Below are 22984 nucleotides of genomic sequence, written 5' to 3'. Positions count from 1 at the left end.
GCACTCTAACCGGAGATGCCGTACGGCTCCGGTTCCCGCCAGCGCTCGAACGGCCGGTCCAGGGTGTAGCGGCCGTCGTCGCCGAGGAGGAGGATGCGCCGCTCGGCGTTGCCGGGGTTGGCGAGCGATTCGAACTCCGCGACCGACCAGTGGAACCACCGCATGCAGAACAGCCGCATGGTCAGGCCGTGCGTGACGATCAGGACGTTCGGCGGGTGGTCGGGGGCCTCGAAGCTGCGCCACAGGCTCTCCAGGAAGGCGCCGACCCGGTCGTAGACGTCGGCGCCGGACTCCCCCTGGGCGAAGCGGTAGAAGAAGTGCCCGTAGGCGTCGCGGTACGCCTTCTGGAGGCGTACGTCGTCGCGGTCCTGCCAGTTGCCCCAGTCCTGCTCGCGCAGGCGCGGCTCCTCGCGGACGCGCACCCGGTCCAGGTCGAGGCCGAGGGCCCGGAAGGTCTGGTGGGTGCGGCGGTACGGGGAGACGTAGGCGGAGACGCTCTCGTCGCCGAAGATGTCGCGGAGCGGGCCACCGGCCTCGCGGGCCTGGTGGAGGCCCTTGTCCGTCAGGCTGAGCGCGTGGTCCGGCTCGCGTTCGTAGACGGTGTCGTCGACGTTTCCCGCCGACTCCCCGTGGCGGATGAGGACGATGCGTCGCGGCCGTGCCATGCGGCCACCCTAGAACGCCCGCCGCGCGCGTCGCGACCGCCGGACACGGGGCGGCGCCGCGCGCCCGGGGCACGGCGGGCGGCCCCGTGCGGCGCCCCCGGGGTGATCATCCGCGCGTCACCGGGGGCGTCCGGGCGCGCACCGGGGGCGTGCGCTCAGACCGTCCACGCCGGTTCGAGTTGGACGACGTCACCCGCGAGGGCCTCCACGTCGGCCGCTATCTGGGCGCGCAGGGCCAGCCGCTCGACCCGCTCCGGGCGGTACTTGCCGCGTTCGGCGGCCGACTGCCACATGGACAGCACCAGGAACTCCTCCCCCGGCGCCCGCCCCAGCATCCCGCGCACCATGCCCGGCGAACCGGCCATCGCCGGGTTCCAGACCTTCTCCTGCATCAGCGTGAAGTGCTCGACGCGGTCCTCGCGCACCTGGGAGTGGGCCAGCCGCAGCACGTCGACGTCGGCGAAGACCGGCTCGAAGCCCACCTTCACGTCGAATTCGTGCTCGAAGAGGCGGACTTGGCTGTCCTTGAAGGTGCCCACCTGGGCGGCGGCGAGCCGGTCGTGGGAGCGCGCCATGAAGGAGTCGTAGAACGCCCGGCTCTCCCAGAAGGCGACGAGATGGGCGACCCCGGGGCGGCTTCTGCTCCAGCCGCCGCCCTGCCCCCGGAATCCCGGCTCCCCCAGCAGTCCCGCCCATTTCCGCTGCCCCCGCTCGAACCCTCGACGGTCCACGACGGTGAGGCGAATCCACTTGACAAGCACCGCGCCATCGTACGGCCCGGGACCGGCCAAATCACCGCTGTCGCCCGGCGAACATCCGTGGAGACGCGCGCGGCGGGCGAGGCGTCGCGCACCGTCCGCCCCGGGGCCCGCCGCGGACGAACCGCCTTACGGGCGGGGATCGATGGGCACCGGGACGGCGAGCCGCCGCTCCACCTCCTCGGCGGCATCCAGGCACAGGTCCTCACGGAAGGGACGGCCGATGAGCTGGACGCCACGAGGCAGCCCGTCGGCCGTCCCCGCGGGCACCGCGACGGCGGGCAGCCCGGCGAAGCTGGTGGCGGTGCACAGCCGCATGGCGCGCTGGAGCCGCAACGCGCTGTCGGGATCGCGCAGTTCCTCCCCCGGGGCGAACGGCGGCAGGGTGAACACCGGCCCCAGGACCAGCGGGTACTCCGCCAGGAACGCCGCCCAGTCCCGGCGGATGCCCAGGCGCACCCCGGTAAGCCGCAGGTACTCCGCGAGGTCCACGGGGCGGGTGCGCGCCATGCCCCACTCGATGAAGCGGTGGCCGCCCTCCCCCAGGAGCGGTTTGACGTGCGGCCAGGCGGCGGCGAACTCGGTGAGCGTCATCCGCGCGTACGCCTCCAGCGTCTCCGCCGACCGCGGGATGTCGGGGACCTCGCACACCTCGTAACCGGCATCGCCCAGGGCGTCCGCCGCGGCGTCGACGGCCGCACGGACCGACGGGTGCACCCCTTCGCCCCCGGGGTCGGCCACCTTCGCCACCCTGACAGGGCCCGGGAGCGGCGCGCCGAAGGGCGGTACGGGGACGGCTCTCGGGTCGCCCGGGGCGGCCCCGGCCAGCACCCCGTGGACCAGCCGCAGATCCGCGACGGTGCGGGCGAGCGGCCCGTCGACCACCAACTCCTGTGCGGCCAGGGCGGGGTCGTCGGTACCGATGCGGTGGTCGGCGGGGTAGCGGCCCGTGGTCGGCTTCAGCCCCGCGACACCGCAGAAGGCGGCGGGGATACGGACCGATCCCCCGGCGTCGTTGCCGAGGCCGAGGGGCACCATGCCGCTCGCCACGGCCGCCCCGTCGCCGCCGCTGGAGCCGCCGGGGGTGACCGCGCGGCTCCAGGGGTTGACGGTGTCGCCGAACAGCTCGCTGCGGGTGTGCATCCCGGCGAGGACGAGGGTGGGCATGTTGGTGTGCCCCACCGGGACGGCACCGGCGGCACGCAGCCGGGCGACCGGGGGCGCATCGGCGCGCGCCGTGGCGTGCCGGAAGGCACGCGCGCCGAAGGTCGTCGGGACGCCCTCGACGGCGGTGGTCTCCTTGACCGTGAACGGCACCCCGGCCAGCGGTCCCGGTTCCGCACCTGCGGCCCGGTGGCGGTCGACGGCTTCCGCGTCGGCGCGCGCCCGGTCGGCGATCAGCTGGGTCACCGCGTTGACCGCCGGATTGACCTCGGCGATCCGCGCCAGATGCGCCTCCAGCAGCTCGACCGCCGTCACCTGCCCGTCCCGTACGGCCGCCGCCTGCGCGCCCGCCGACTTCCGCCACAGTGCGTTCCGCATGCCCCACTCCTCCCGTCGTCCCGCCCGCAGGGGCGGGCGCTCCCGGGGCGGTGCTGTCGCATTCCCGCCCCCACCAGTCGTACTGATGCAGTTGCATCGTAGAAACACCGTACCCTGACCGGCGATACGTTCGCATCGAATAAACGGAGTGTCATGCCGAAGCTGGTGGACCACGAGGGCCGACGTCGGCAGATCGCCGACGCGGTCTGCCGACTCGCCGAAGAACGCGGCCTGGAGGGGGTCACCCTCCGGGACGTCGCGGCCCGCGCGGACGTCTCCATGGGGGCGGTCCAACGCTGCTTCCGCACCAAGGACGAGATGCTCACCTTCGCCCTCACCTACATCGGCGAACGCGTCACCACCCGGGTCTCCGCCCGCATCTCCGAGTCCCCCGCACAGTCCGCCCGCACCACCGTGGGGCACGCCGCGACGGAACTCTCCCTGCTGCGGCAGGAACACCGGGCCGAGGCCCGCGTCTGGCTCGCCTTCCTCGCCCAGGCCACCGTGAGCCGCCCGCTCGCGGAGATCCTGCGCGCCAACTACACCGCGCTCCAGGAGGCGTTCACCGCCCTCCTCGCCCAGGCGGCGCCGGAGGCCGACGCCTCCCTGGAGGCCCGCACCCTCCTCGCCCTGGTCGACGGCCTCACCACCCATGTACTGATCGACCACATCTCGCCCGCCGCCGCGCTGGACGTCCTGGACCACCACCTGTGCCGCCTGTGGGGCGAGCCGCAGCAGTGAGACGGGCGCGCACCGGGGCCGTCCCGCGCCGCCTCCCCTCGCCACACCCTTACGGGGCTCCGGATCCGGCCAGATTCCCGACCAACGCGGTTTTCCACAGGCACAGTTCGACCGGCCGCGATGACACACCGCCATGGCACCATGGACATCCAACGGGGTGTTACGGCGCGCTGCCCGCACGACCACGGGCATCCGCCCGGCGCTCCGCGGCTGCCCGCCACCGGCCGTACGCCTCACGACCCGGGCCGGGAAGGGCAGTCGGCCGCGCGCGGAGCCGTTCCGCGCGTGCGGTGAGACGGATTGCGACGGAAGGACAAGCCCGGTGAGCACGCTCAACAAAGGCATCGAGAAGGTCGAGGTCACGCTCAAGTGGGACCCCAGCCCCGCCGGCGAGCCGGACAACGACCTCGACCTCATCGCCGCCACCTATGAGGCGGACACCCCCACGGACAAGCCCGTCTACCTCGTCCACTTCGACAGCCGCTCCCCCGACGGCACCATCACCCTCAACCGCGACAGCCGCACCGGCCAGGGCTTCGGCTCCGACGAGGTCATGACGCTGGAGCTGGAGCGTCTGGCGGAGCGCTACACCCGGGTCGTGGTCGGCGTCGTCATCCAGCAGAGCGGCGGCCCCAAGACCTTCGGCGAGGTGCCGAACACCGAGGTCCAGATCCGCGAGGGCTACACCGACCTCGTCCGGGACGACTTCGCCTCGGTCGCCCCGTCGAAGTCCGCCGTCGTCGCCGCGTTCACCCGGGACGCCGACGGCGAATGGCGCCTGCAGAAGGGCCTGCGCGGTTTCGACGCCGACCCGAACACCTTCACCGCCCTGATGGGCGGCTGACCGAAGAGAGCGCGCGGAAGAGGGCGCCCGGTTCCGGCCGACTCCCTCGGGGCGGAGACGCCGGAGAGGGAGCCGACCCCTGGTCGACTCCCTCTCTCATCCGCGGCTCAGCGGCTTGGGCGCCGGACGCTCACTGCGGCGTCCGACGCCTTCCGCCGGTCTCAGCTGCAGCCGCTGGTCGAGCCGCAGCCCTCGCAGAGGTAGCAGCTGCCCGCGCGCTGCATCTTCGTCCCGCAGGAGAAGCAGAGCGGGGCGTCGGCGTTGATGCCGAGTTGCATCTCGACCAGTTCGGCGTTGGTGTGCGCCTGCTTCTTCGGGGCCGGGACCTCGATCTCCGCGGCCGGAGCCGCGGGGGCGGGCGCCTCGGTCTGCCGCGGCGCGGACTGCGCCAGACCCTCGACGTCCACGTCCTCGGACGGCTCGTACGAACCGGTGTCCAGGTGACGCTGGCGCTCCTCGACGGAGTGGATGCCGAGCGCGGAGCGGGTCTCGAAGGGCAGGAAGTCCAGCGCCAGGCGGCGGAAGATGTAGTCGACGATCGACTGCGCCATCCGCACGTCCGGGTCGTCCGTCATACCGGCCGGCTCGAAGCGCATGTTGGTGAACTTCGAGACGTAGGTCTCCAGCGGCACGCCGTACTGGAGGCCCACCGACACCGCGATGGAGAAGGCGTCCATCATGCCCGCGAGGGTCGAGCCCTGCTTGGACATCTTCAGGAAGACCTCACCGAGACCGTCGTCCGGGTAGGAGTTGGCGGTCATGTACCCCTCGGCGCCACCCACCGTGAAGGAGGTGGTGATGCCGGGACGGCCCTTGGGGAGGCGCTTGCGGACCGGGCGGTACTCGACGACCTTCTTCTCGGCGACCGGCTCGGCCTTCTTCTCCTCCTCCTTCTTCTTGGCGGAGAGCGGCTGGCCGACCTTGCAGTTGTCGCGGTAGATCGCGAGCGCCTTCAGGCCGAGCTTCCAGCCCTCGTAGTAGACCTCCTCGACCTCCTCGACGGTGGCCGTCTCGGGCAGGTTCACGGTCTTGGAGATCGCACCCGACAGGAAGGGCTGCGCCGCGGCCATCATGCGGACGTGGCCCATGGCCGAGATCGAGCGGGCGCCCATGGCGCAGTCGAAGACCTCATAGTGCTCCGGCTTGAGACCGGGGGCGTCGATGACGTTCCCGTGCTCGGAGATGTGGGCGACGATCGCCTCGATCTGCTCGGGCTGGTAGCCGAGCCGCTTGAGCGCCTTGGGGACCGTGTTGTTCACGATCTGCATGGAGCCGCCGCCGACCAGCTTCTTGAACTTGACCAGCGCCAGGTCCGGCTCGACGCCCGTGGTGTCGCAGTCCATCATCAGGCCGATGGTGCCGGTCGGCGCGAGGACCGACGCCTGCGCGTTGCGGAAACCGTTCTTCCCTCCGAGACGCACCACGTCCTGCCACGCCTCGGTCGCCGCGGCCCAGACCGGGGTGTCCAGGTCGTCCATGCGCTTGGCGGCACCGTTGGCGTCGGCGTGCTGCTGCATGACGCGCTTGTGGGCGTCGGCGTTGCGGGCGTAGCCCTCGTACGGGCCGACGACCGCGGCCAGCTCGGCGGAGCGCTTGTAGGAGGTGCCGGTCATCAGCGAGGTGATGGCACCGGCGAGCGCGCGACCGCCGTCGGAGTCGTAGGCGTGGCCGGTGGCCATCAGCAGGGCGCCGAGGTTGGCGTAGCCGATGCCCAGCTGGCGGAAGGCGCGGGTGGTCTCGCCGATCTTCTCGGTCGGGAAGTCGGCGAAGCAGATGGAGATGTCCATCGCCGTGATGACCAGCTCGACGACCTTGGCGAAGCGCTCGGCGTCGAACGACTGGTTGCCCTGGTCGTCGTCGCGCAGGAACTTCATCAGGTTGAGCGAGGCGAGGTTGCACGAGGAGTTGTCCAGGTGCATGTACTCGCTGCACGGGTTCGAGGCGGTGATCCGGCCCGACTCCGGCGAGGTGTGCCAGTGGTTGATGGTGTCGTCGTACTGGATGCCGGGGTCGGCGCAGGCCCAGGCGGCCTCGGCCATCTTGCGGAACAGGCCCTTGGCGTCGACCTCCTCGATGACCTCACCGTTCATCCGGCCGCGCAGACCGAACTTCGCACCGTTCTCGACGGCCTTCATGAACTCGTCGTTGACGCGGACGGAGTTGTTGGCGTTCTGGTACTGGACGGACGTGATGTCGTCGCCGCCCAGGTCCATGTCGAAGCCGGCGTCGCGCAGCGCGCGGACCTTCTCCTCCTCCTTCACCTTGGTCTCGATGAAGGCCTCGACGTCGGGGTGGTCGACGTCGAGCACGACCATCTTGGCGGCGCGGCGGGTGGCGCCGCCCGACTTGATGGTTCCGGCGGACGCGTCGGCGCCGCGCATGAAGGAGACCGGGCCGGAGGCGTTGCCGCCGGAGGAGAGCAGCTCCTTGGAGGAGCGGATGCGGGAGAGGTTCAGACCGGCGCCGGAACCGCCCTTGAAGATCATCCCCTCTTCCTTGTACCAGTCGAGGATCGACTCCATGGAGTCGTCGACGGAGAGGATGAAGCAGGCGCTGACCTGCTGCGGCTGCTGGGTGCCGACGTTGAACCAGACCGGCGAGTTGAAGCTGAAGACCTGGTGGAGCAGGGCGTACGCCAGCTCGTGCTCGAAGATCTCGGCGTCCGCCGGGGAGGCGAAGTAGCCGTTGTCCTCACCGGACTTGCGGTACGTCTTGACCACGCGGTCGATCAGCTGCCGCAGGCTCGACTCGCGGGACGGCGAGCCGACCGCGCCACGGAAGTACTTGCTGGTGACGATGTTGACCGCGTTCACCGACCACGACTCGGGGAACTCGACGCCACGCTGCTCGAAGTTGACCGAGCCGTCGCGCCAATTGGTCATGACGACGTCACGACGCGCCCACTCCACCTCGTCGTACGGGTGCACGCCGGGGGTGGTGTGGATGCGCTCGATACGCAGCCCCTTGCTCGCCTTGCTGCCCTTGGCGCGGGAGCCGCGTGCCGGGCCGCTCGTCGTCTCTGTCATTCCGCCTCCCTATACGGGCGAAAACGCCCATATGTGCACACTTCTTCCCGTGGCACAGTGTCTGTCGTTCTGCGGCCGGAGCGCCTGCACGCGCCCCGGTCAGATGTGATCGCGCCGCGCTCAGTCGGCGGCGGTGGCGGGCTCGGGAACGGACGCGGCGTCGCCGCCGTCCGTCCCGCACTCCCGCTCGGGCGGGCCCTGCTCGCGCTGCTCCCGCAGCTCGGCGATGGCCGCCTCGAAGTCTTCCAGCGAGTCGAAGGCCCGGTACACGGACGCGAAACGCAGGTACGCGACAAGGTCGAGTTCCCGCAGCGGTCCCAGTATGGCGAGCCCGACGTCGTGGGTGGACAGCTCGGCGCTGCCGGTGGCGCGCACCGCCTCCTCGACCCGCTGGCCGAGCTTGGCGAGGGCGTCCTCGGTGACCGGCCGCCCCTGGCACGCCTTGCGCACGCCCGCGATGACCTTGGTACGGCTGAAGGGTTCGGTGACCCCGCTCCGCTTGATCACCGTCAGGGACGCCGTCTCGATGGTGGTGAAACGGCGGGAGCAGTCGGGGCACTGACGACGGCGGCGGATCGATGTGCCGTCGTCGGTGGTGCGGCTGTCGACGACCCTGCTGTCCGAGTGCCTGCAGAAGGGGCAGTGCATGGCTCCACCCTCCTCACCTCGGAACTGCGCGGACGTACGTCGCCGGAAGCCCGCGTACGACTGATCGGCCCCACGAGGGCCCTTCCAGGCCCTCGGAGCAGTCACCAGCATAGGTGATGCGCGAGGGCCCGCCGGACCAGACACCACAACTTGTAGGTGGTCGGCGCCATACAAGCACTAGATGTGGTGTCGGGGCGCACATAGCCGCCTACCGCGTGTCGCGGTGGCGGCGGGCTGTCGGGGTCGCCCACGAGCGTACGGGAAGCCCGCCGCCGGACGGCCCCCAGGGGCCGGAATGACGGGAATCGCAGGCCCTGGCGCGAAGGAAGGGCGCGATCCGGACGGCCCCGCACCGCTCCGTTCCGCCCCGCTACGGGCGCGCGGGGGCCGAAGGGGATAATACGGAGCGAAGCGGCCCGCGGATTCCGCGTCGCGGGTGGCGCCGGGGAATATCGACTCCCCCGTCGACGCCCCGACGGTGCCTCGCCGGGACTTTGCCGGACTTTCCGAGTGCGACGGAGTGCGCGGGCGTGACGGCGCGTCGCCCGTGGGACCGAATCGCCGTTCGGGTTCCTGCCCTATACACCAGACACGCGAGCGAGTCAGTAGATTCGCTGATTTTCACTCGAACGTGTGTTTGGCGCAACCTTTCGAAAGCAACTACCGTTGGCTAACTAGGGAGCACATTCCGAGAGGGGCCGACGTGACCACCACCGCAGACAGCGCGACCATCACCGCACAGAGCCACTCCCAGAGCCGGTTCGAACACCCTCAAGTGGCACGGAGCACACCGATGGACGACGCCGCGCCGGATGCTGCGGAGCAGAAGCCCACCCGTGCGCTGCCGGGGCGGCCACCGGGTATCCGGGCCGACAGCTCGGGGCTGACCGACCGCCAGCGCCGGGTGATCGAGGTCATCCGGGACTCCGTGCAGCGCCGCGGGTACCCGCCGTCGATGCGGGAGATCGGCCAGGCCGTCGGGCTCTCCAGCACCTCCTCCGTCGCCCATCAGCTCATGGCGCTGGAGCGCAAGGGCTTCCTGCGGCGCGACCCGCACCGCCCCCGCGCGTACGAGGTCCGCGGCTCCGACCAGGCCAGCAGCGCGGCCACGGAGACGGCGGGAAAGCCCGCGGCGTCCTACGTCCCGCTCGTCGGGCGGATCGCCGCCGGTGGCCCGATCCTCGCCGAGGAGTCCGTCGAGGACGTCTTCCCGCTCCCCCGCCAGCTGGTCGGTGACGGTGAGCTGTTCGTCCTCAAGGTCGTCGGCGACTCCATGATCGAAGCCGCGATCTGCGACGGCGACTGGGTCACCGTCCGCCGTCAGCCCGTCGCGGAGAACGGCGACATCGTCGCCGCGATGCTGGACGGCGAGGCCACCGTCAAGCGCTTCAAGCGCGAGGACGGCCATGTGTGGCTGCTGCCGCACAACGCCGCCTACCAGCCGATCCCCGGCGACGAGGCCACCATCCTCGGCAAGGTCGTGGCGGTCCTGCGGCGGGTCTGACCTCGCCCCACGAGCGAGCCCCGGAACCACTGCGCCGGTTCCGGGGCTCTGCACTGCCCGGCGACACCCGCCGCCGGACGGGCGTCACGCGCCGCTCTCCGCCTCCCGGGCCGCCGCATCGATGGCCGCGAGCGACCGGCGGACCTGATTGCGGTCGGTGGTGTACCAGAAGTCCGGCATCGACTTCCGCAGGAACGAGCCGTACCGGGCCCGCTCCAGCCGGGGGTCGAGGACGGCGACGACGCCGCGGTCCCCCGTCGCGCGGACGAGGCGTCCGGCGCCCTGGGCCATCAGCAGCGCGGCATGCGTCGCCGCCACCGCCATGAAGCCGTTGCCGCCGGACTCCTCCACCGCCTTCTGGCGGGCGCTCATCAGCGGATCGTCCGGGCGCGGGAACGGCACCCGGTCCATCACCACCAGCTGGCAGTTCGGCCCCGGCACATCCACGCCCTGCCACAGCGACAACGTGCCGAACAGGCAGGTCCGGGCGTCCGCCGCGAACGTACGGATCAGCTCGCCCAGGGTCTCCTCACCCTGGAGCAGCACCGGCAGGTCGAGACGGCCGCGCATCGCCTCGGCCGCCGCCTGCGCCCCACGCATCGACGAGAACAGGCCCAGCGTCCGCCCCCCGGCCGCCTCGATCAGCTCCGCCAGCTCGTCGAGCATGTCGTCCCGGCTGCCCTCCCGGCCGGGCTGTGCGAGGTGCTTGGCGACGTAGAGGATGCCCTGCTTGCCGTAGTCGAAGGGCGAGCCGACGTCCAGGCCCTTCCAGACCGGGGCGTCGTCCTCCCGCGCGCCCTCCGGGGAGAGCCCCAGGGACGCGCCGACGCCGTTGAAGTCGCCGCCCAGCTTCAGGGTGGCGGACGTCAGCACCACCGAGCGGTCCGCGAAGAGCTTCTCGCGCAGCAGTCCGGAGACCGACAGCGGCGCCACCCGCAGCGACGCGCCGAAGCGGTCGTGGCGCTCGTACCAGACGACGTCGTACTCGGAGCCGTTGGCGATGCGCTCGGCGACCGCGTGGACGTTCTCCACCGCGGCGAGGGCCTGCTTGCGGACCGCGTCCTCGTCCTGGACGTTCTTGTCGCGCGTCGAGCCGAGCGCGGAGACCACCGTACGGGCGGCGTCGCGCAGCGCCATCAGGCAGTAGCCGAGGTCCTCGGGGATCTCCTCCAGGCGGCCGGGGAGCGCCAGCTCCATCAGCCGCTCGAACGTCTCGGCCGCCGTCTGCAGCTGGTCGGCGGCCTTTTCGTTGACGAGCTTGGCGGCGCGGCGGACCGCGCGGTTGACCTGCCCGGGGGTCAGCTCGCCGGTGGCGACGCCGGTGACCCGGGAGACCAGCTCATGGGCCTCGTCGATGATCAGCACATCGTGCTCGGGCAGGACCGGCGCGCCCTCGATCGCGTCGATCGCCAGCAGGGCGTGGTTGGTGATCACCACATCGGCGGTCTTGGCACGCTCCCGGGCCGCCTCGGCGAAGCACTCCGCGCCGTACGCGCACTTCGAGGCGCCCAGGCACTCCCGGGAGGCGACCGAGACCTGGCCCCAGGCGCGGTCCGAGACGCCGGGCGTCAGGTCGTCGCGGTCGCCGGTCTCCGTCTCGTCCGCCCAGTCGCGCAGCCGCAGCAGGTCCTTGCCGAGCTTGCTGGTGGGCGTCGCCGCCTCGAACGGGTCGAAGAGCCCCTCCTCCTCTTCCTGCGGCACGCCCTCGTGGAGGCGGTGCAGGCAGAGGTAGTTGGAGCGGCCCTTGAGCATGGCGAAGTCGGGGCGGCGGCGCAGCTGCGGATGGAGGGCGTCGACGGTGCGCGGCAGGTCACGCTCGACGAGCTGGCGCTGGAGGGCGAGGGTGGCCGTGGCGACGACCACGCGGTCGCCGTGGGCCAGCGCCGGCACCAGATAGCCGAGGGACTTTCCGGTGCCGGTGCCGGCCTGCACCAGCAGATGCGACTGGTCGTGCACGGCCTCGGCGACGGCCTCGGCCATCGCCACCTGGCCGGGCCGCTCGGTGCCGCCGACGGCGGCGACGGCGGCGTGCAGCAGATCGTTGAGGGAGGGCTTCGTCATAGCGTGGCAAGCCTACGCGGGACCACTGACAGCCCGCCCCGTCACGGCGCGTGCAACGGGTTGGGGACGGTGCCGTGCACCGTGGCGTGCGGGCGTTCGGCGCGGTCGCGGTAGCCGTCGGTGTGCAGCCGGTTGCGGTTCAGGCACAGCCGCGCGATCCGCGGGGTGAGCAGATCGAAGAGGGCGTGCCGTTCCTTGAGGGCGGGGAAACGTTCGTGGTGGCGCAGGATCTCCGCCCGGACGAGGGACCAGAATTCCCTTTCGGGAACGTCCAGTTGCTCCTCGCAGAGCGGCGCCAGGTAGCGGAAGACGCCGATGAACAGCCCGGAGTGGATGAACTGGGTGAGGAACGCCGGGGGCTCGGTCAGCAGCACCTCGCGGACCTCGTCCGGCATCGCCGCGTGCTCGGGCAGCGGGGTGGCGCTGATGTTGACGTCGTCGACGAAGTCCTTGACCGCCAGCCGTACGGGCACGTCCCGGTCGTCGAAGACGACGATGGCGTTCTCGCCGTGCGGGGAGAAGACCGTGCCGTAGCGGTAGAGGAAGTGCAGCAGCGGCGGCAGCAGCGCGGCGAAGAGGTGGCGCAGCCAGACGCGGGGTGGCAGACCGGAGCGGCGGACCAGCTCGGCGGTCAGGGCGCGGCCGTGCGGGTCGGTCTGGAGCAGCGAGGCGAGGGTGCGGGCGCGCTCCCCGGGGTCGAGGTGGCCGGTGAGCGGTTCGCGCCAGATACAGCCCAGCAGCTCCTTGTACTGGTACGGGACGCCGGGCAGCCGGTCGTAGAGCGGGTGGTGGACGGTGACGGAGGCGGTTTCGCCGAGCAGGATCACCCGCGTCTCGTCGCGCAGATACGGGTCGTGGTCGCGCAGGGCGTGGACCCAGCCGGTGACGGCGGGGGCGGCGGCGGTGCGTTCGGTGGGCAGTCCGCGCCAGACGAGGGTGTTGAGGACCGACAGCGGGAGTTTGACGGTGCGGGCGTGCGGGCGGCTGATGTTGAGGAAGGTGCGGATCGACTGCTGCGGCAGGCGGAGGTCGTTGTCAGTGGGCAGCGCGATGATGGCTCTGTCGGCGAGTTGCGGCGCGAAGAGCGGCGCGACGGTCTCGTCCCACTGCCAGGGGTGGACGGGGAGATAGAGGTAGTCGGCGGGGTCGCGGCCCTCGGCGGCGACGGCGTCGGCGAAGCGGTCGCGGACGGCGGGGGGCAGTTCCTCGTCGTAGAGACGGTCGGGGGTGGCCAGTGCGGGGATGCCGCGGTAGTGGGCGAGGTCGCGGTGGGCGGCGAGCCAGGGCAGACGGTGCGGGGTGCGGGATTCGGGGGCCCACTCCGCGGCGTCCCGGGCGGAGAAGCCCAGCCGTCCCTTGTTGGCGACGAGCCAGGGGTGGCCGCTCTGGTGCCCTTCCAGGGAGGCGTAGTCCAGGTCCGCGAGGGCTTCGACGCCGAGCGCGGTGGCGTCCAGCCGGGCGTCGGCGGTGAGGGTGGCGGTCAGCTCCCGCAGCAGGTGCCCGGTGGTGTCGCCGGAGAGTCCCAGGACGGTGTCGTGGGCGCGGGCGAGGAAGTGCAGCGGGTCGGCGTCCGGGGTGAGCGAGTCGGGGTCGACGCGCCAGTGTCCGTAGGCGCCGCGGCGGGCGGTGAAGCGGTAGACGAGGTCGTCGGCGACGGGCAGCCGGTAGCGGACGGGGCGGCCGTCGGGGAAGGCGGCGGTGGGATCGGGGGCGGGCTCGGCGGGATCGGTCGCCTCGGGGTCCGGCGCAGGCCCGGTGGCGCCCGCATCGGCCGCCTGTTCCGGCCTGCGCCCGGGTTCGGGCTCCGCATCCGGTACGGCTTCCGGGCGGATGATCTCCTCGTAGGCGAACTCCGCCAGGGTCTTGGCGAGCAGGCGGCGGGCGGCGCGCCGCCAGAGGTGCGGGGCGGGCCGGATGTCGGCGGCGGCACGGGATGCGGCGGGCCGGTGTTCAGCGGTCACGGCGGGACTCCTCGTTGTGGGACCGCACCGGCACGGCGGGGACAAGCCGGCGGTCACCGGGTGGTTGGGGGTCGGTCAGGGGCGGCGCGTTTCCTTCGGAGGGGTGGTGGCGTGGGAGGGGTGCGGGAAGCGGTGCGGGGCCGTCGGTGGACGGCCCCGGGTCAGAGCGGGTCGAGGGGGTGGCGGTCGCGGATCATCAGCGCCGCGCGTTTGTCGGGCAGGGCGAGTTCGCCGTCGTACCGGAATCCGGCGGCGAGGAAGGCGGAGACGGAGGGGGTGTTGCGGACGTCGGGTTCGGCGACGACACGGGTGCAGCGCGGGCGGTGGGCGAGGACGAGGTCGGTGACGGCGCGCAGCAGGGCCGTGCCGAGGCCGCGTCCCCGGTGGTCCGCGCCGAGGAGGAGGTGGAGTCCGGTGTCGTGCGGGCGGGCCGGGTAGTGGCGGGCGAGCGGATCGAGGTCGGCGCGGTAGACCTCCCAGTAGCTCATCGGGACGCCCGCCAGGACGCCGAGGCAGGGGACGCTGCGGCCGTCGCCGGTGAGTTGGGGGCGCAGATGTGCCGCGGTGACCTCGGCGGGGCCGGTCAGTTCCCAATAGGCCGCGACCGCCGGATCGTTCATCCACGCCGCGATGCGGGCGAGGTCGGCGACGGGGTCCACGGGGACGAGGGCGAACGGCCCCTCGGCGGTCCGGGCGGGCGGCCAGTCGGCGAGCCCGTCGAGGAGCGGCCCGGCGGGTCCGGCGGGCGGCTCCGGGGCGCGCGGCAGCTGCCGGACGGGGGTGGTGCCGGAGCCGGATTCGGTGGGGGGCACGGCGGCGCTCTCCTCTCGTGGCCCCGGGGCCGCGGATCGACGCGGCCCCGGGGCGGGCGGGCCGGGGCGGGTGGCGGGTGCGCCGCGCCCCGGGGTGTGCGGGGGTCGGAGGAACGGCCCTAGGGGACCAGGGGGTTGGGCATGGCGAGGTAGACGGATTGGGTGTCGACGGGGCCGACGAGTTCGTCGAGACCGTGCAGCCGGGTGGCCAGATTGGCCTTGCAGCGCAGGGTGCGGGTGGTCAGCAGCAGCTCCGGCAGGCGGGAGCGGTGGGCGGCGGGCGCGGTGGCGGCGTCGGCGAGGAAGTGGCGGAAGGCGGCGAGCAGGACCTCCTCGCGGACCAGGTGTTCGGCGCCGAAGGCCCCGATGAGGCCGAGGACGTTGTTGATGGCGAGGTAGTAGGCGAAGCGTTCGTCGGTGACGTCGTCGGGGACGAAGGTGTCGCTGGCCTCGCCGAGCCCGGGCAGCCGGGCGGTGAGCTGGTCCCACCGCGAGGTGCGGAAGTAGTAGCCCTGGTTGTCGCGGTAGCGGCCGCCCGCGGGCCAGCCGTCGGCGTCGAGGAGGACCAGGGTGTTCTGCTGGTGGGCCTCCAGGGCGACGCCTGCGGTGCCGTCGAGCCACAGGACGGGCCGGACGACGGCTTCGAGGTAGCGCAGGAACCATTCGGTGGCGACGGCGGCGGGGGTCCGGCCGGTCCGTGCGCCGAGGGCGGTGACGAGGACGGCGAGACGGGAGCGCATCGCGGGGCGGCCGGGCCAGGGCCGGGGCGAGGTGAGCCCGGCCAGGCAGACCGCGTCGTCGCCGGGGCGGAAGGGATGGTGGCGGACGACGGCGTCCAGGCCCTGGACGGGGGCGCCGTCCGGTCCGTCGACGGCGAGGTAGGCCGGGTCGCGGATGATGTCGAAGCCGGGGTGGACGGCCTGCCAGTCGGCGGCGAGGCCGGTGCGCAGCAGCCGGTGCATCTCGACGCCGCGGAGCAGTTCCTTACGGAGGTTCTCCCGGCGGGAGTTGGTGATCCGCAGCCCGAGGGAGAGCTTGAGCATCGCGTCCGAGCCGGGGCGGCACACGGTGCGGACCGAGGAGGTCGGGTACCAGGTCTCGCCGCCCGGCCCCAGGTCGGTGAGGGCACCGGCGTCGAGGAGGGCGGCGACCTCGGGGCGGGTGGCGAGATCGCGGGCCTGCCAGGGGTGGAGCGGCAGCGGGACGGTGCCGTCGGGCGGGGTCGGGGCACCGGCGGCGAGGGCGTGGGCGAGCCGGTCGGCGGGGACGGTCCGGCCGCGTTCGGTCCAGGCGGAGTCGGCGGCGAGGACCGAGGGGTGGACGGCCATCCAGTGCAGGGTGAAGCCGCCGCGCAACTCGGGCGCGTAGGCGTGGTGTTCGGCGTCGGTGAGGCCCTCGCGGCTCTTGGGGGTGGGGTGCAGCGGGTGGCCGAGGAGGAGGGACTGTTCGCCGTCGAGGAAGCGGGAGTGTCCGGCGTCGGCGGGGCGGGCGCGGCGGTCGGCGAGGAAGACGGCGGTGGTACGGACGGAGGAGGCGACCCGGCCGACGAGGTCGGCGCCGTCGCCCCAGGCGGTGTCGGTGCCGCGGGGCGCGCCGTGGGCGGCCTCGCGGCGCAGCAGTGCGGCGAGGGTGACGGCGTCGAGCGGGGCGGCGTCGGCCGGGGTGCCCTCCAGGGCGGGGGCGCCGAGGCGGTGCAGACCGGTGGGCGACCAGTAGCGGACGGGGACGTGCAGGGCGGTGGCGCTGGCGTGCAGCGGGATGCGCAGGCGGCCACCGGCCGGGCGGTGGCCGCCGCTCTCGCGGATCCAGCAGCGCAGCAGGCTCTCGACGGCGGCGGCGTCGGCGGCGCAGGCGGGGTCGGGGTGGTCGAGGGGGTCGGGCTCCGTGGGGCAAAGGTGCGGTGCGGTGTCCGGGGGCAGCGCGGGGTCGGCGCCGGGCCGCTGTTGCTGGCGCGGTACGCCCGGGCCGAAGGTGTCCGGGTGGTGGGGGGCGGGGCGTTCGGGGGTCTGCGTCCCGTCGGTCGCGGGGCGTTCGTTCATGGGGAGGTGCCTCACTGTGTGGTGGGGAGGGCGTGCCGGTCCGCCCGGGGTGGGGCGGACCCCTGCGGCTAGGGGGTGTGCGGGGTGCCGCCGCGCGGGCCGGGCGGCAGCGTGCGGACGTGCTCCAGGGCGTCGGCGAGGCGGTCGAGGATCGCCTCGGCCTGTTCGTCGGTGAGGGTCAGCGGCGGCAGCAGCCGGACGACGGACTGGTGGCGGCCGCCCAGTTCGACGATGAGGCCGCGGTCCAGGCAGGCGCGCTGGACGGCCGCGGCGAGGTCGGGGTCCGCGGGCAGTTCGCCCGCCGGGCCCGCTTCGGCGGCCGGGTCGACCAGTTCGACGCCGAGCATCAGACCGCGGCCGCGGACGTCGCCGATGCAGGGGTGGGCGGCGGCGAGTGCCCGGAGCCGGGTGAGCATCCGGGCGCCGAGGGCTGCGGCGTGCCGGTCGAGTCCGGTCTCGCGGACGTGGGCGAGGGTGGCGCGTCCGGCGGCCATCGCGAGTTGGTTGCCGCGGAAGGTCCCGGCGTGCGTACCGGGCCGCCAGATGTCCAGTTCCGCGCGGTAGACGATCACGGCGAGCGGCAGGCTGCCGCCGATCGCCTTCGACAGGACGAGGACGTCGGGGACGATGCCGCTGTGCTCGATGGCCCAGAAGGCGCCGGTGCGGCCGACGCCGGTCTGGACCTCGTCGACGATCAGCGGGATGCCGCGCGCCGCGGTGATCTCCCGCATCCGCCGCAGCCAGGCGTCCGGGGCGGGGAGCACACCGCCCTCGCCCTGGACCGGCTCGACGATCAGGCCCGCCGGGTCGGGCACCCCGCTCTTGGGGTCGTCGAGGAGGGATTCCGTCCAGCGGGCGCCGAGTTCCGCACCGTGGGCGCCGCCGGTGCCGAACGGGCAGCGGTAGTCGTACGGGTACGGCAGGCGGGTCACGGCGGTGTGCCGGGCGCCGCCGGACGCGGCGAGGGCGCCGGTCGTCATGCCGTGGTAGGCGCCGGAGAAGGCCATCAGCCCGTCCCGGCCGGTGGCCGTGCGGACGAGGGTGAGGGCGGCCTCGACGGCGTCCGTCCCGGCGGGCCCGCAGAACTGGATCCGCGCGTTTTCGGCCAACTCGGCGGGCAGCGAGGCGAACAGCTCGGTGACGAAGGCGTCCTTGACCGGGGTGGCGAGGTCGAGGACGTGCAGCGGGGCGCCGGAGTCGAGGACGGCGCGGACGGCTTCGAGGACGACGGGGTGGTTGTGGCCCAGGGCGAGCGTCCCGGCGCCCGAGAGGCAGTCGAGATAGCGGCGGCCGTCGGCCCCTTCGACGGTCAGCCCGCGGGCGCGCACCGGAACGATCGGCAGCGAACGGGCATAGGTGCGGGCCGCGGATTCCCGCTGGGCCTGCCGTCGCAGGATCCCCTCGTGGCCCGGCGGGGCCGTCGGTACGGATTCGGTCAACGCCACGTCGGTCGTGTCCTCCGGATGCTGAGCTACGGCGCACGGGGCCCGGCGGGCGGCCCGGCGTTCCCCCGTACGTACCAACGACGCTCGCGGCGCGGGATCACGGTCGTGGGAAAGATCCTTACCAGCCGGAACCGGGGGCCCGGCTAACGCCGTCCCCCTCGGCACCGGCATAGTGGGGGCTTGCGTCCGGCGGCTTGGGGTTCATGACAAGAGCCGCGCGGGGCGTGCCACAGCAGCTCGAATTCGATGTCTCAGGGGGAGTTCACCCATGCGTTCCATACGTCCGCCCGCCCGCCGCACCGCGTCGCGCGCCCGCCGTTCCCCGGCCCTGGCCGCCGCGTTGACCGTCGTCGTGGCGCTGACCGCGACCGCCTGCGGGCCCGACGGCGACGCGGACGCCAAGGCCAGTGCCTCCGCGGCGCAGGACGCCCCGGGCGGCACCGAGATCAAGATTCCGCAGGACGTCCAGGAGAAGCTGCGGAAGCACGGCTTCGACCTGGACAAGTGGAAGAACGGCGAGTGGAAGAACTGGGACCGGGACAAGTGGCTCCGGCAGGCCGGCGAGTTCATCAACCCGATCATCAAGGACTTCTGGAACCCGGACAAGATCGAGAAGGTCAAGCCGCCGCAGGACCCGAGCAAGCCCGAGGACATCTCCGAGGACCAGGGCAAGACCGACCCGGAGCCCGCCGCGGTGCCCGCGCGGGAGGTGCAGACGCCGTACACCTCCACCGCGCCCGGTGTGGGTCTGCTGCTCTTCAGCACCCCCGAGGGTGAGTCGCGGTGCTCGGCCACCGTCGTGAAGGACCCGGCGCACCCCGGCAAGTCCAACCTGGTGTGGACGGCCGCGCACTGTGTGCACGCCGGTAAGAACGGCGGTTGGTACCGGAACATGATGTTCGTGCCGAACTTCAACCGGAACGGCGCGTCCGCCGCCGAGATGAAGACCGCTCCGTTCGAGGACCGCGTCCCGGCGGGCAAGTGGTGGGCCGACGACATGGCCACCTCCAGCGAGTGGATCAAGGACGGCGGCGCGGTGCCGGGCGTCCCGATGGCGCCGTACGACTTCGCGCTGATGCATGTGAAGCCGGAGGAGGGCTCCAGCGGCAAGTCGCTGGAGGAGATGGCCGGTGGCGCGTACACCGTCAACTTCAACGCGCCCGCGATGAGCAAGATCCCCAGCCTGACGGCGCAGGGCTACCCGGCGGAGGCGCCGTTCGACGGTGCGCTCCAGGAGCAGTGCACCGACCGGCCCACCCGTCTGTCGATGGACGCGGCCAAGCCCACCATGTACCGCATCGGCTGTACCATGACCGGTGGTTCCTCCGGTGGTCCCTGGTTCGCGAAGGGCGCCGACGGGCGGCCGGAGCTGATCTCCAACATGTCGATGGGTCCGCGTCCGGCCAAGTGGGCGGCCGGTCCGCACCTGGGCCCGGAGGCCCGGAACATGTTCAACGCGATGAGCAAGCGCTGGGCGGCCAAGGGCTGATCCGCCCCTGACGTCCCGATACGCGTGAAGGGCCGCTCCCCTCGGGGGAGCGGCCCTTCGGCGTGCGTACCGGCGCCGGTCAGGCGGCGGGGACGAACGGCTGGAGCTCGGCGGCGAGTTCCTGGTGGACGCGGGCCTTGAGGACCGTGCCGTCCGCGGTGTGCTCCTCGGAGATGACCTCACCCTCGGCGTGCGCCCGGGAGATCAGCGCCCCCTGGGTGTAGGGGACCAGCGCCTCGATCTCGACCTCGGGGCGCGGGATCTCCTCGTCGAGCAGCTCCAGCAGCTCGGCCATGCCCTGGCCGGTGCGGGCGGAGACCACGAGGGCGTGCTTCTCCTGGCGCAGCAGCCGCTGGAGGACCAGCGGATCGGCGGCGTCCGCCTTGTTGACGACGACGATCTCGGGGACGTCGCCCGCGCCGACGTCGCGGAAGACCTCGCGGACGGCGGCGAGCTGCTCCTCGGGCGCCGGGTGCGAGCCGTCGACGACGTGCAGGATCAGGTCGGAGTCGCCGACCTCCTCCATCGTGGAGCGGAACGCCTCGACGAGGTGGTGCGGCAGATGCCGGACGAAGCCGACGGTGTCGGCGAGGGTGTAGAGCCGCCCGCCGGGGGTCTCGGCGCGCCGGACGGTCGGGTCCAGGGTGGCGAACAGGGCGTTCTCCACCAGGACACCGGCGCCGGTGAGGCGGTTGAGCAGCGAGGACTTACCGGCGTTGGTGTAACCGGCGATGGCGACCGAGGGGATCTTGTTCCGCCGGCGTTCCTGGCGCTTGATGTCGCGGCCGGTCTTCATCTCCGCGAGCTCCCGGCGCATCTTCGCCATCTTCTCGCGGATCCGGCGCCGGTCCGTCTCGATCTTGGTCTCACCGGGACCACGGGTGGCCATCCCGCCGCCCGCCGAACCGGAGCCACCGCCACCCATCTGCCGGGACAGCGACTGACCCCAACCGCGCAGCCGGGGCAGCATGTACTGCATCTGCGCCAGCGAGACCTGCGCCTTGCCCTCCCGGGACTTGGCGTGCTGGGCGAAGATGTCGAGGATCAGCGCGGTGCGGTCGACGACCTTGACCTTGACGACGTCCTCGAGGTGGATCAGCTGGCCCGGGGAGAGCTCACCGTCGCAGACCACGGTGTCGGCGCCGGACTCCAGGACGATGTCCCGCAGCTCCAGCGCCTTGCCGGAGCCGATGTAGGTGGCCGGGTCGGGCTTGTCGCGGCGCTGGATGACGCCGTCGAGCACGAGGGCGCCCGCCGTCTCGGCGAGGGCGGCCAGCTCGGCGAGGGAGTTCTCCGCGTCGCTCGCGGTGCCCGAGGTCCAGACGCCGATGAGTACCACCCGCTCCAGACGGAGCTGGCGGTACTCGACCTCGGTGACGTCTTCGAGCTCGGTGGACAGCCCGGCGACGCGGCGCAGGGCGGCGCGCTCCGACCTGTCGTACTGCTCGCCGTCCCGTTCCTCGTCGACCGCGTGGCTCCAGGCGACGTCCTCTTCCATCAGGGCGTCGGCCCGGAGGCTCTCGGGGAGGCGCTGGCGGTCCGCAGGAAGAGAAGAAGAGGAGGTCATTTGATCCTTTGTGTCGTCGGGGAGTCCTCGGGAGGCCGGTCGGCCGCGCTGGGACTGTCGGTGGTGTCAACGTCCGGACCGCGCCGGAGATTCCCGGCCGCCGGAGTCGACCCGTCGATGGTCCCACGGGCGATGGGGGCCGTCACGCGAGTTTCCCGGTGTTTCCGGCGATTCCCGACGGACGGGCGCACACCGGGGCGGTACGGCGGATCCCGGAGCGGCGGCGGGCCCGCCCCGTGCGCCGTGCGCGGGGCGGGCCCGGTCGCTCACGTGACGTGGCGGGACTTCCACTGCGGGTGGCCGGGCATCGGCGGGGTCCTGCGGTCGTACAGCCAGGCGTGCAGGAAGCCGGAGAGGTCGTGGCCGGAGATCTCGGAGGCGAGGGCGGTGAAGTCGGCGGTGGAGGCGTTGCCGTCGCGGTGCCGGACGACCCAGGCGCGCTCCAGGCGGTCGAAGGCGGCCGGGCCGATCTTCTGGCGGAGCGCGTACAGGACCAGGGCGCTGCCGTCGTAGACGATCGGGCGGAAGATGCTGATCTTCTGTCCGGCGACGGGGCGCTTCGGCCGGGCGGGCGGTCCGCCGTCGGCGCGCCAGCCGTCCGACTCGGTGTACGCCTGGCGCATCCGGTCCGCCAGGGCGGCCTGCCCGCGGCCGCCCTTCTCCTCGGCGTAGAGCGCCTCGTACCAGGTGGCGTGGGCCTCGTTGAGCCAGAGGTCGGACCAGCTGCGGGGGCTGACGCTGTCGCCGAACCACTGGTGGGCCAGTTCGTGGACCATCACCGACTCGACGTACCAGGAGGGCCGGTGGTCCTCGGTGAAGAGCCCCTTCTCGAAGAGGGAGAGGGTCTGGGTCTCCAGCTCGAAACCGGTGCGGGTGTCGGCGATGAGCAACCCGTAGAGCGGGAAGGGGAAGCGGCCCACCCGGCGCTCCATCCAGGCGATCTGGGCCGGGGTGCGGGCGAGCCAGGGCGCCATGGCGGCGCGGGCGGAGGCGGGCACCACGTCGCGCACCGGCAGGCCGTGCGGGCCCCGCCGGGTGAGGACGGCGGACTTCCCGAAGGAGACCTGTGCCAGCTCGGTGGCCACCGGGTGGACGGAGCGGAAGGTACGCGTGGGGCGGGGCCCGTCGTCGCCGCCCGGGACGGGCACCCCACCGGCGACCGCGGTGACGCCGCGGGGCGCGGTGAGGTGGAAGGTGACGTACGCCTTGTCGGAGGGGTGGTCGTTGCAGGGGAACACCCGGTGGGCGGCGTCCGCCTGGTTGGCCATGGCGAGGCCGTCGGGGGTGCGGATCCAGCCGCCGTCGGCGCCGCCCCGGGGGTCGCTGGTGTGGTGGACGACGATCCGCAGCGGCGCCCCCGCGGGCACCGGCACGGCGGGGGTGACCACGAGGTCCTCGCCGCGCCGGGCGAAGCGCGCGGGGAGCCCGCCGACGGTGACGGAGGAGACGGTGCCGCGGGCGAAGTCGAGGTTGACGTGGTCGAGCGTGGCGGTGGCGCGGGCCGTGACGGTGGTGACGGCGGGCAGCGGCCGGTCGTTGTGGCCGCTGTAGTCGAGGGCGATGTCGTACCCGAGGACGTCGTAGCCGGGGTTGCCGAGCTGCGGGAAGAGCCGGTCGCCGATGCCCTCCGGGCCGGGCGCCGGGGGCGCGGCGGCGCCGAGGGCGGCGACGGCGGCCAGGACGAGGGCGGTGGCGCGGCGGCCACGGCGCACGGTGCGTCCGCCGTCCCGGGGGCGCGGCGGCGGCTCGGAGCGCGCCGTGCGCGGACGGCGCCGGAGGTAGGGGGTAAGCAGCATGGGCCACGGCTACCAGCGCCGCCCGCTCCCCCGGTGGCGGCTCTCCCCCTTGGCACCCGAACGGGCGGCGGACGGCACGCCGGGGC

16 protein-coding genes are annotated in these 22984 nt (G+C 72.9%); 4 read left to right on the top strand and 12 right to left on the bottom strand.

The genetic code is table 11. The features are described from left to right. Positions 1–5: 5 nt before the first annotated feature. The 3 genes from IF23_RS0127135 to IF23_RS0127125 form a co-directional block, all read right to left on the bottom strand. Positions 6–665 (bottom strand): histidine phosphatase family protein, encoded by a 660-nt coding sequence (locus IF23_RS0127135; RefSeq protein WP_030288195.1) that lies wholly within the window; start codon positions 663–665, stop codon positions 6–8. Positions 666–820: 155 nt separating this feature from the next. Then, the gene (locus IF23_RS0127130) at positions 821–1426 is read right to left on the bottom strand and encodes a YdbC family protein (RefSeq protein ID WP_030288193.1); all 606 of its coding nucleotides are present in this window, start codon (positions 1424–1426) and stop codon (positions 821–823) included. A 126-nt stretch (positions 1427–1552) separates the two neighbouring features. Beyond that, complete coding sequence (locus IF23_RS0127125; protein WP_030288191.1) at positions 1553–2965, bottom strand: amidase; 1413 nt, start codon at positions 2963–2965, stop codon at positions 1553–1555. A gap of 153 nt (positions 2966–3118) precedes the next feature. Here IF23_RS0127125 and IF23_RS0127120 point away from each other — a divergent pair, with 153 nt between their 5' ends. Both IF23_RS0127120 and IF23_RS0127115 read left to right on the top strand, forming a co-directional pair. Next, the gene (locus tag IF23_RS0127120; protein ID WP_030288189.1) at positions 3119–3706 is read left to right on the top strand and encodes a TetR/AcrR family transcriptional regulator; all 588 of its coding nucleotides are present in this window, start codon (positions 3119–3121) and stop codon (positions 3704–3706) included. A gap of 322 nt (positions 3707–4028) precedes the next feature. After that, positions 4029–4550 carry a TerD family protein gene (locus IF23_RS0127115; RefSeq protein WP_030288188.1) on the top strand — a complete coding sequence of 174 codons (522 nt, stop codon included), beginning with the start codon at positions 4029–4031 and terminating at the stop codon, positions 4548–4550. 161 nt (positions 4551–4711) lie between these two features. Here the strand turns inward: IF23_RS0127115 and IF23_RS0127110 are convergent, their stop codons facing one another. Continuing rightward, positions 4712–7576 (bottom strand): vitamin B12-dependent ribonucleotide reductase, encoded by a 2865-nt coding sequence (locus IF23_RS0127110; RefSeq protein ID WP_030288186.1) that lies wholly within the window; start codon positions 7574–7576, stop codon positions 4712–4714. 120 nt (positions 7577–7696) lie between these two features. After that, entirely contained in the window at positions 7697–8224 is a 528-nt protein-coding gene (gene nrdR / locus IF23_RS0127105; RefSeq protein ID WP_030288185.1) for a transcriptional regulator NrdR, read from the bottom strand. A gap of 703 nt (positions 8225–8927) precedes the next feature. Between nrdR and lexA the strand changes: the two genes are divergently transcribed. Then, entirely contained in the window at positions 8928–9728 is an 801-nt protein-coding gene (gene lexA / locus IF23_RS0127100; RefSeq protein WP_030288183.1) for a transcriptional repressor LexA, read from the top strand. An 84-nt stretch (positions 9729–9812) separates the two neighbouring features. On the opposite strand, the gene IF23_RS0127095 is transcribed toward lexA, so the two are convergent. The 5 genes from IF23_RS0127095 to IF23_RS0127075 form a co-directional block, all read right to left on the bottom strand. Beyond that, positions 9813–11789, bottom strand: a complete 1977-nt coding sequence (locus IF23_RS0127095) for an ATP-dependent DNA helicase (protein ID WP_030288182.1) — start codon at positions 11787–11789, stop codon at positions 9813–9815. A 41-nt stretch (positions 11790–11830) separates the two neighbouring features. Beyond that, positions 11831–13705, bottom strand: coding sequence for an IucA/IucC family protein (locus tag IF23_RS0127090; protein WP_030288180.1), 1875 nt, complete (start codon positions 13703–13705; stop codon positions 11831–11833). Positions 13706–13911: 206 nt separating this feature from the next. Then, on the bottom strand, positions 13912–14562 hold the full coding sequence (locus tag IF23_RS34685) for a GNAT family N-acetyltransferase (protein WP_037679808.1): 651 nt from the start codon (positions 14560–14562) through the stop codon (positions 13912–13914). 119 nt (positions 14563–14681) lie between these two features. Beyond that, positions 14682–16601, bottom strand: a complete 1920-nt coding sequence (locus IF23_RS34680; protein WP_030288178.1) for an IucA/IucC family protein — start codon at positions 16599–16601, stop codon at positions 14682–14684. 68 nt (positions 16602–16669) lie between these two features. Further along, positions 16670–18046, bottom strand: a complete 1377-nt coding sequence (locus IF23_RS0127075; RefSeq protein WP_030288176.1) for a diaminobutyrate--2-oxoglutarate transaminase family protein — start codon at positions 18044–18046, stop codon at positions 16670–16672. A gap of 268 nt (positions 18047–18314) precedes the next feature. Between IF23_RS0127075 and IF23_RS0127070 the strand changes: the two genes are divergently transcribed. Beyond that, the gene (locus IF23_RS0127070) at positions 18315–19535 is read left to right on the top strand and encodes a trypsin-like serine peptidase (protein WP_211266206.1); all 1221 of its coding nucleotides are present in this window, start codon (positions 18315–18317) and stop codon (positions 19533–19535) included. Between the two features lie 79 nt (positions 19536–19614). On the opposite strand, the gene hflX is transcribed toward IF23_RS0127070, so the two are convergent. Together hflX and IF23_RS0127060 are read right to left on the bottom strand one after the other, a co-directional pair. Further along, positions 19615–21102, bottom strand: coding sequence for a GTPase HflX (gene hflX / locus IF23_RS0127065; protein ID WP_030288173.1), 1488 nt, complete (start codon positions 21100–21102; stop codon positions 19615–19617). A gap of 266 nt (positions 21103–21368) precedes the next feature. Next, positions 21369–22898: a M1 family metallopeptidase gene (locus IF23_RS0127060; protein WP_078654296.1), complete on the bottom strand. Its 1530-nt coding sequence runs from the start codon at positions 22896–22898 to the stop codon at positions 21369–21371. Between the last annotated feature and the right edge of the window lie 86 nt (positions 22899–22984).

The organism is Streptomyces catenulae, from assembly GCF_000718015.1.
GTDB classification, from domain to species: Bacteria; Actinomycetota; Actinomycetes; order Streptomycetales; family Streptomycetaceae; genus Streptomyces; species Streptomyces catenulae.
This window is presented reverse-complemented; position numbering and strand designations above follow the sequence as displayed.

Coding starts and splice junctions, on each gene's coding strand:
- IF23_RS0127135 (WP_030288195.1), bottom strand. CDS start 665: ATGGCACGGCCGCGACGCATCGTCCTCATCCGCCACGGGGAGTCGGCG.
- IF23_RS0127125 (WP_030288191.1), bottom strand. CDS start 2,965: ATGCGGAACGCACTGTGGCGGAAGTCGGCGGGCGCGCAGGCGGCGGCC.
- IF23_RS0127120 (WP_030288189.1), top strand. CDS start 3,119: ATGCCGAAGCTGGTGGACCACGAGGGCCGACGTCGGCAGATCGCCGAC.
- IF23_RS0127110 (WP_030288186.1), bottom strand. CDS start 7,576: ATGACAGAGACGACGAGCGGCCCGGCACGCGGCTCCCGCGCCAAGGGC.
- nrdR (WP_030288185.1), bottom strand. CDS start 8,224: ATGCACTGCCCCTTCTGCAGGCACTCGGACAGCAGGGTCGTCGACAGC.
- IF23_RS0127095 (WP_030288182.1), bottom strand. CDS start 11,789: ATGACGAAGCCCTCCCTCAACGATCTGCTGCACGCCGCCGTCGCCGCC.
- IF23_RS34680 (WP_030288178.1), bottom strand. CDS start 16,601: ATGAACGAACGCCCCGCGACCGACGGGACGCAGACCCCCGAACGCCCC.
- IF23_RS0127070 (WP_211266206.1), top strand. CDS start 18,315: ATGCGTTCCATACGTCCGCCCGCCCGCCGCACCGCGTCGCGCGCCCGC.
- hflX (WP_030288173.1), bottom strand. CDS start 21,102: ATGACCTCCTCTTCTTCTCTTCCTGCGGACCGCCAGCGCCTCCCCGAG.
- IF23_RS0127060 (WP_078654296.1), bottom strand. CDS start 22,898: ATGCTGCTTACCCCCTACCTCCGGCGCCGTCCGCGCACGGCGCGCTCC.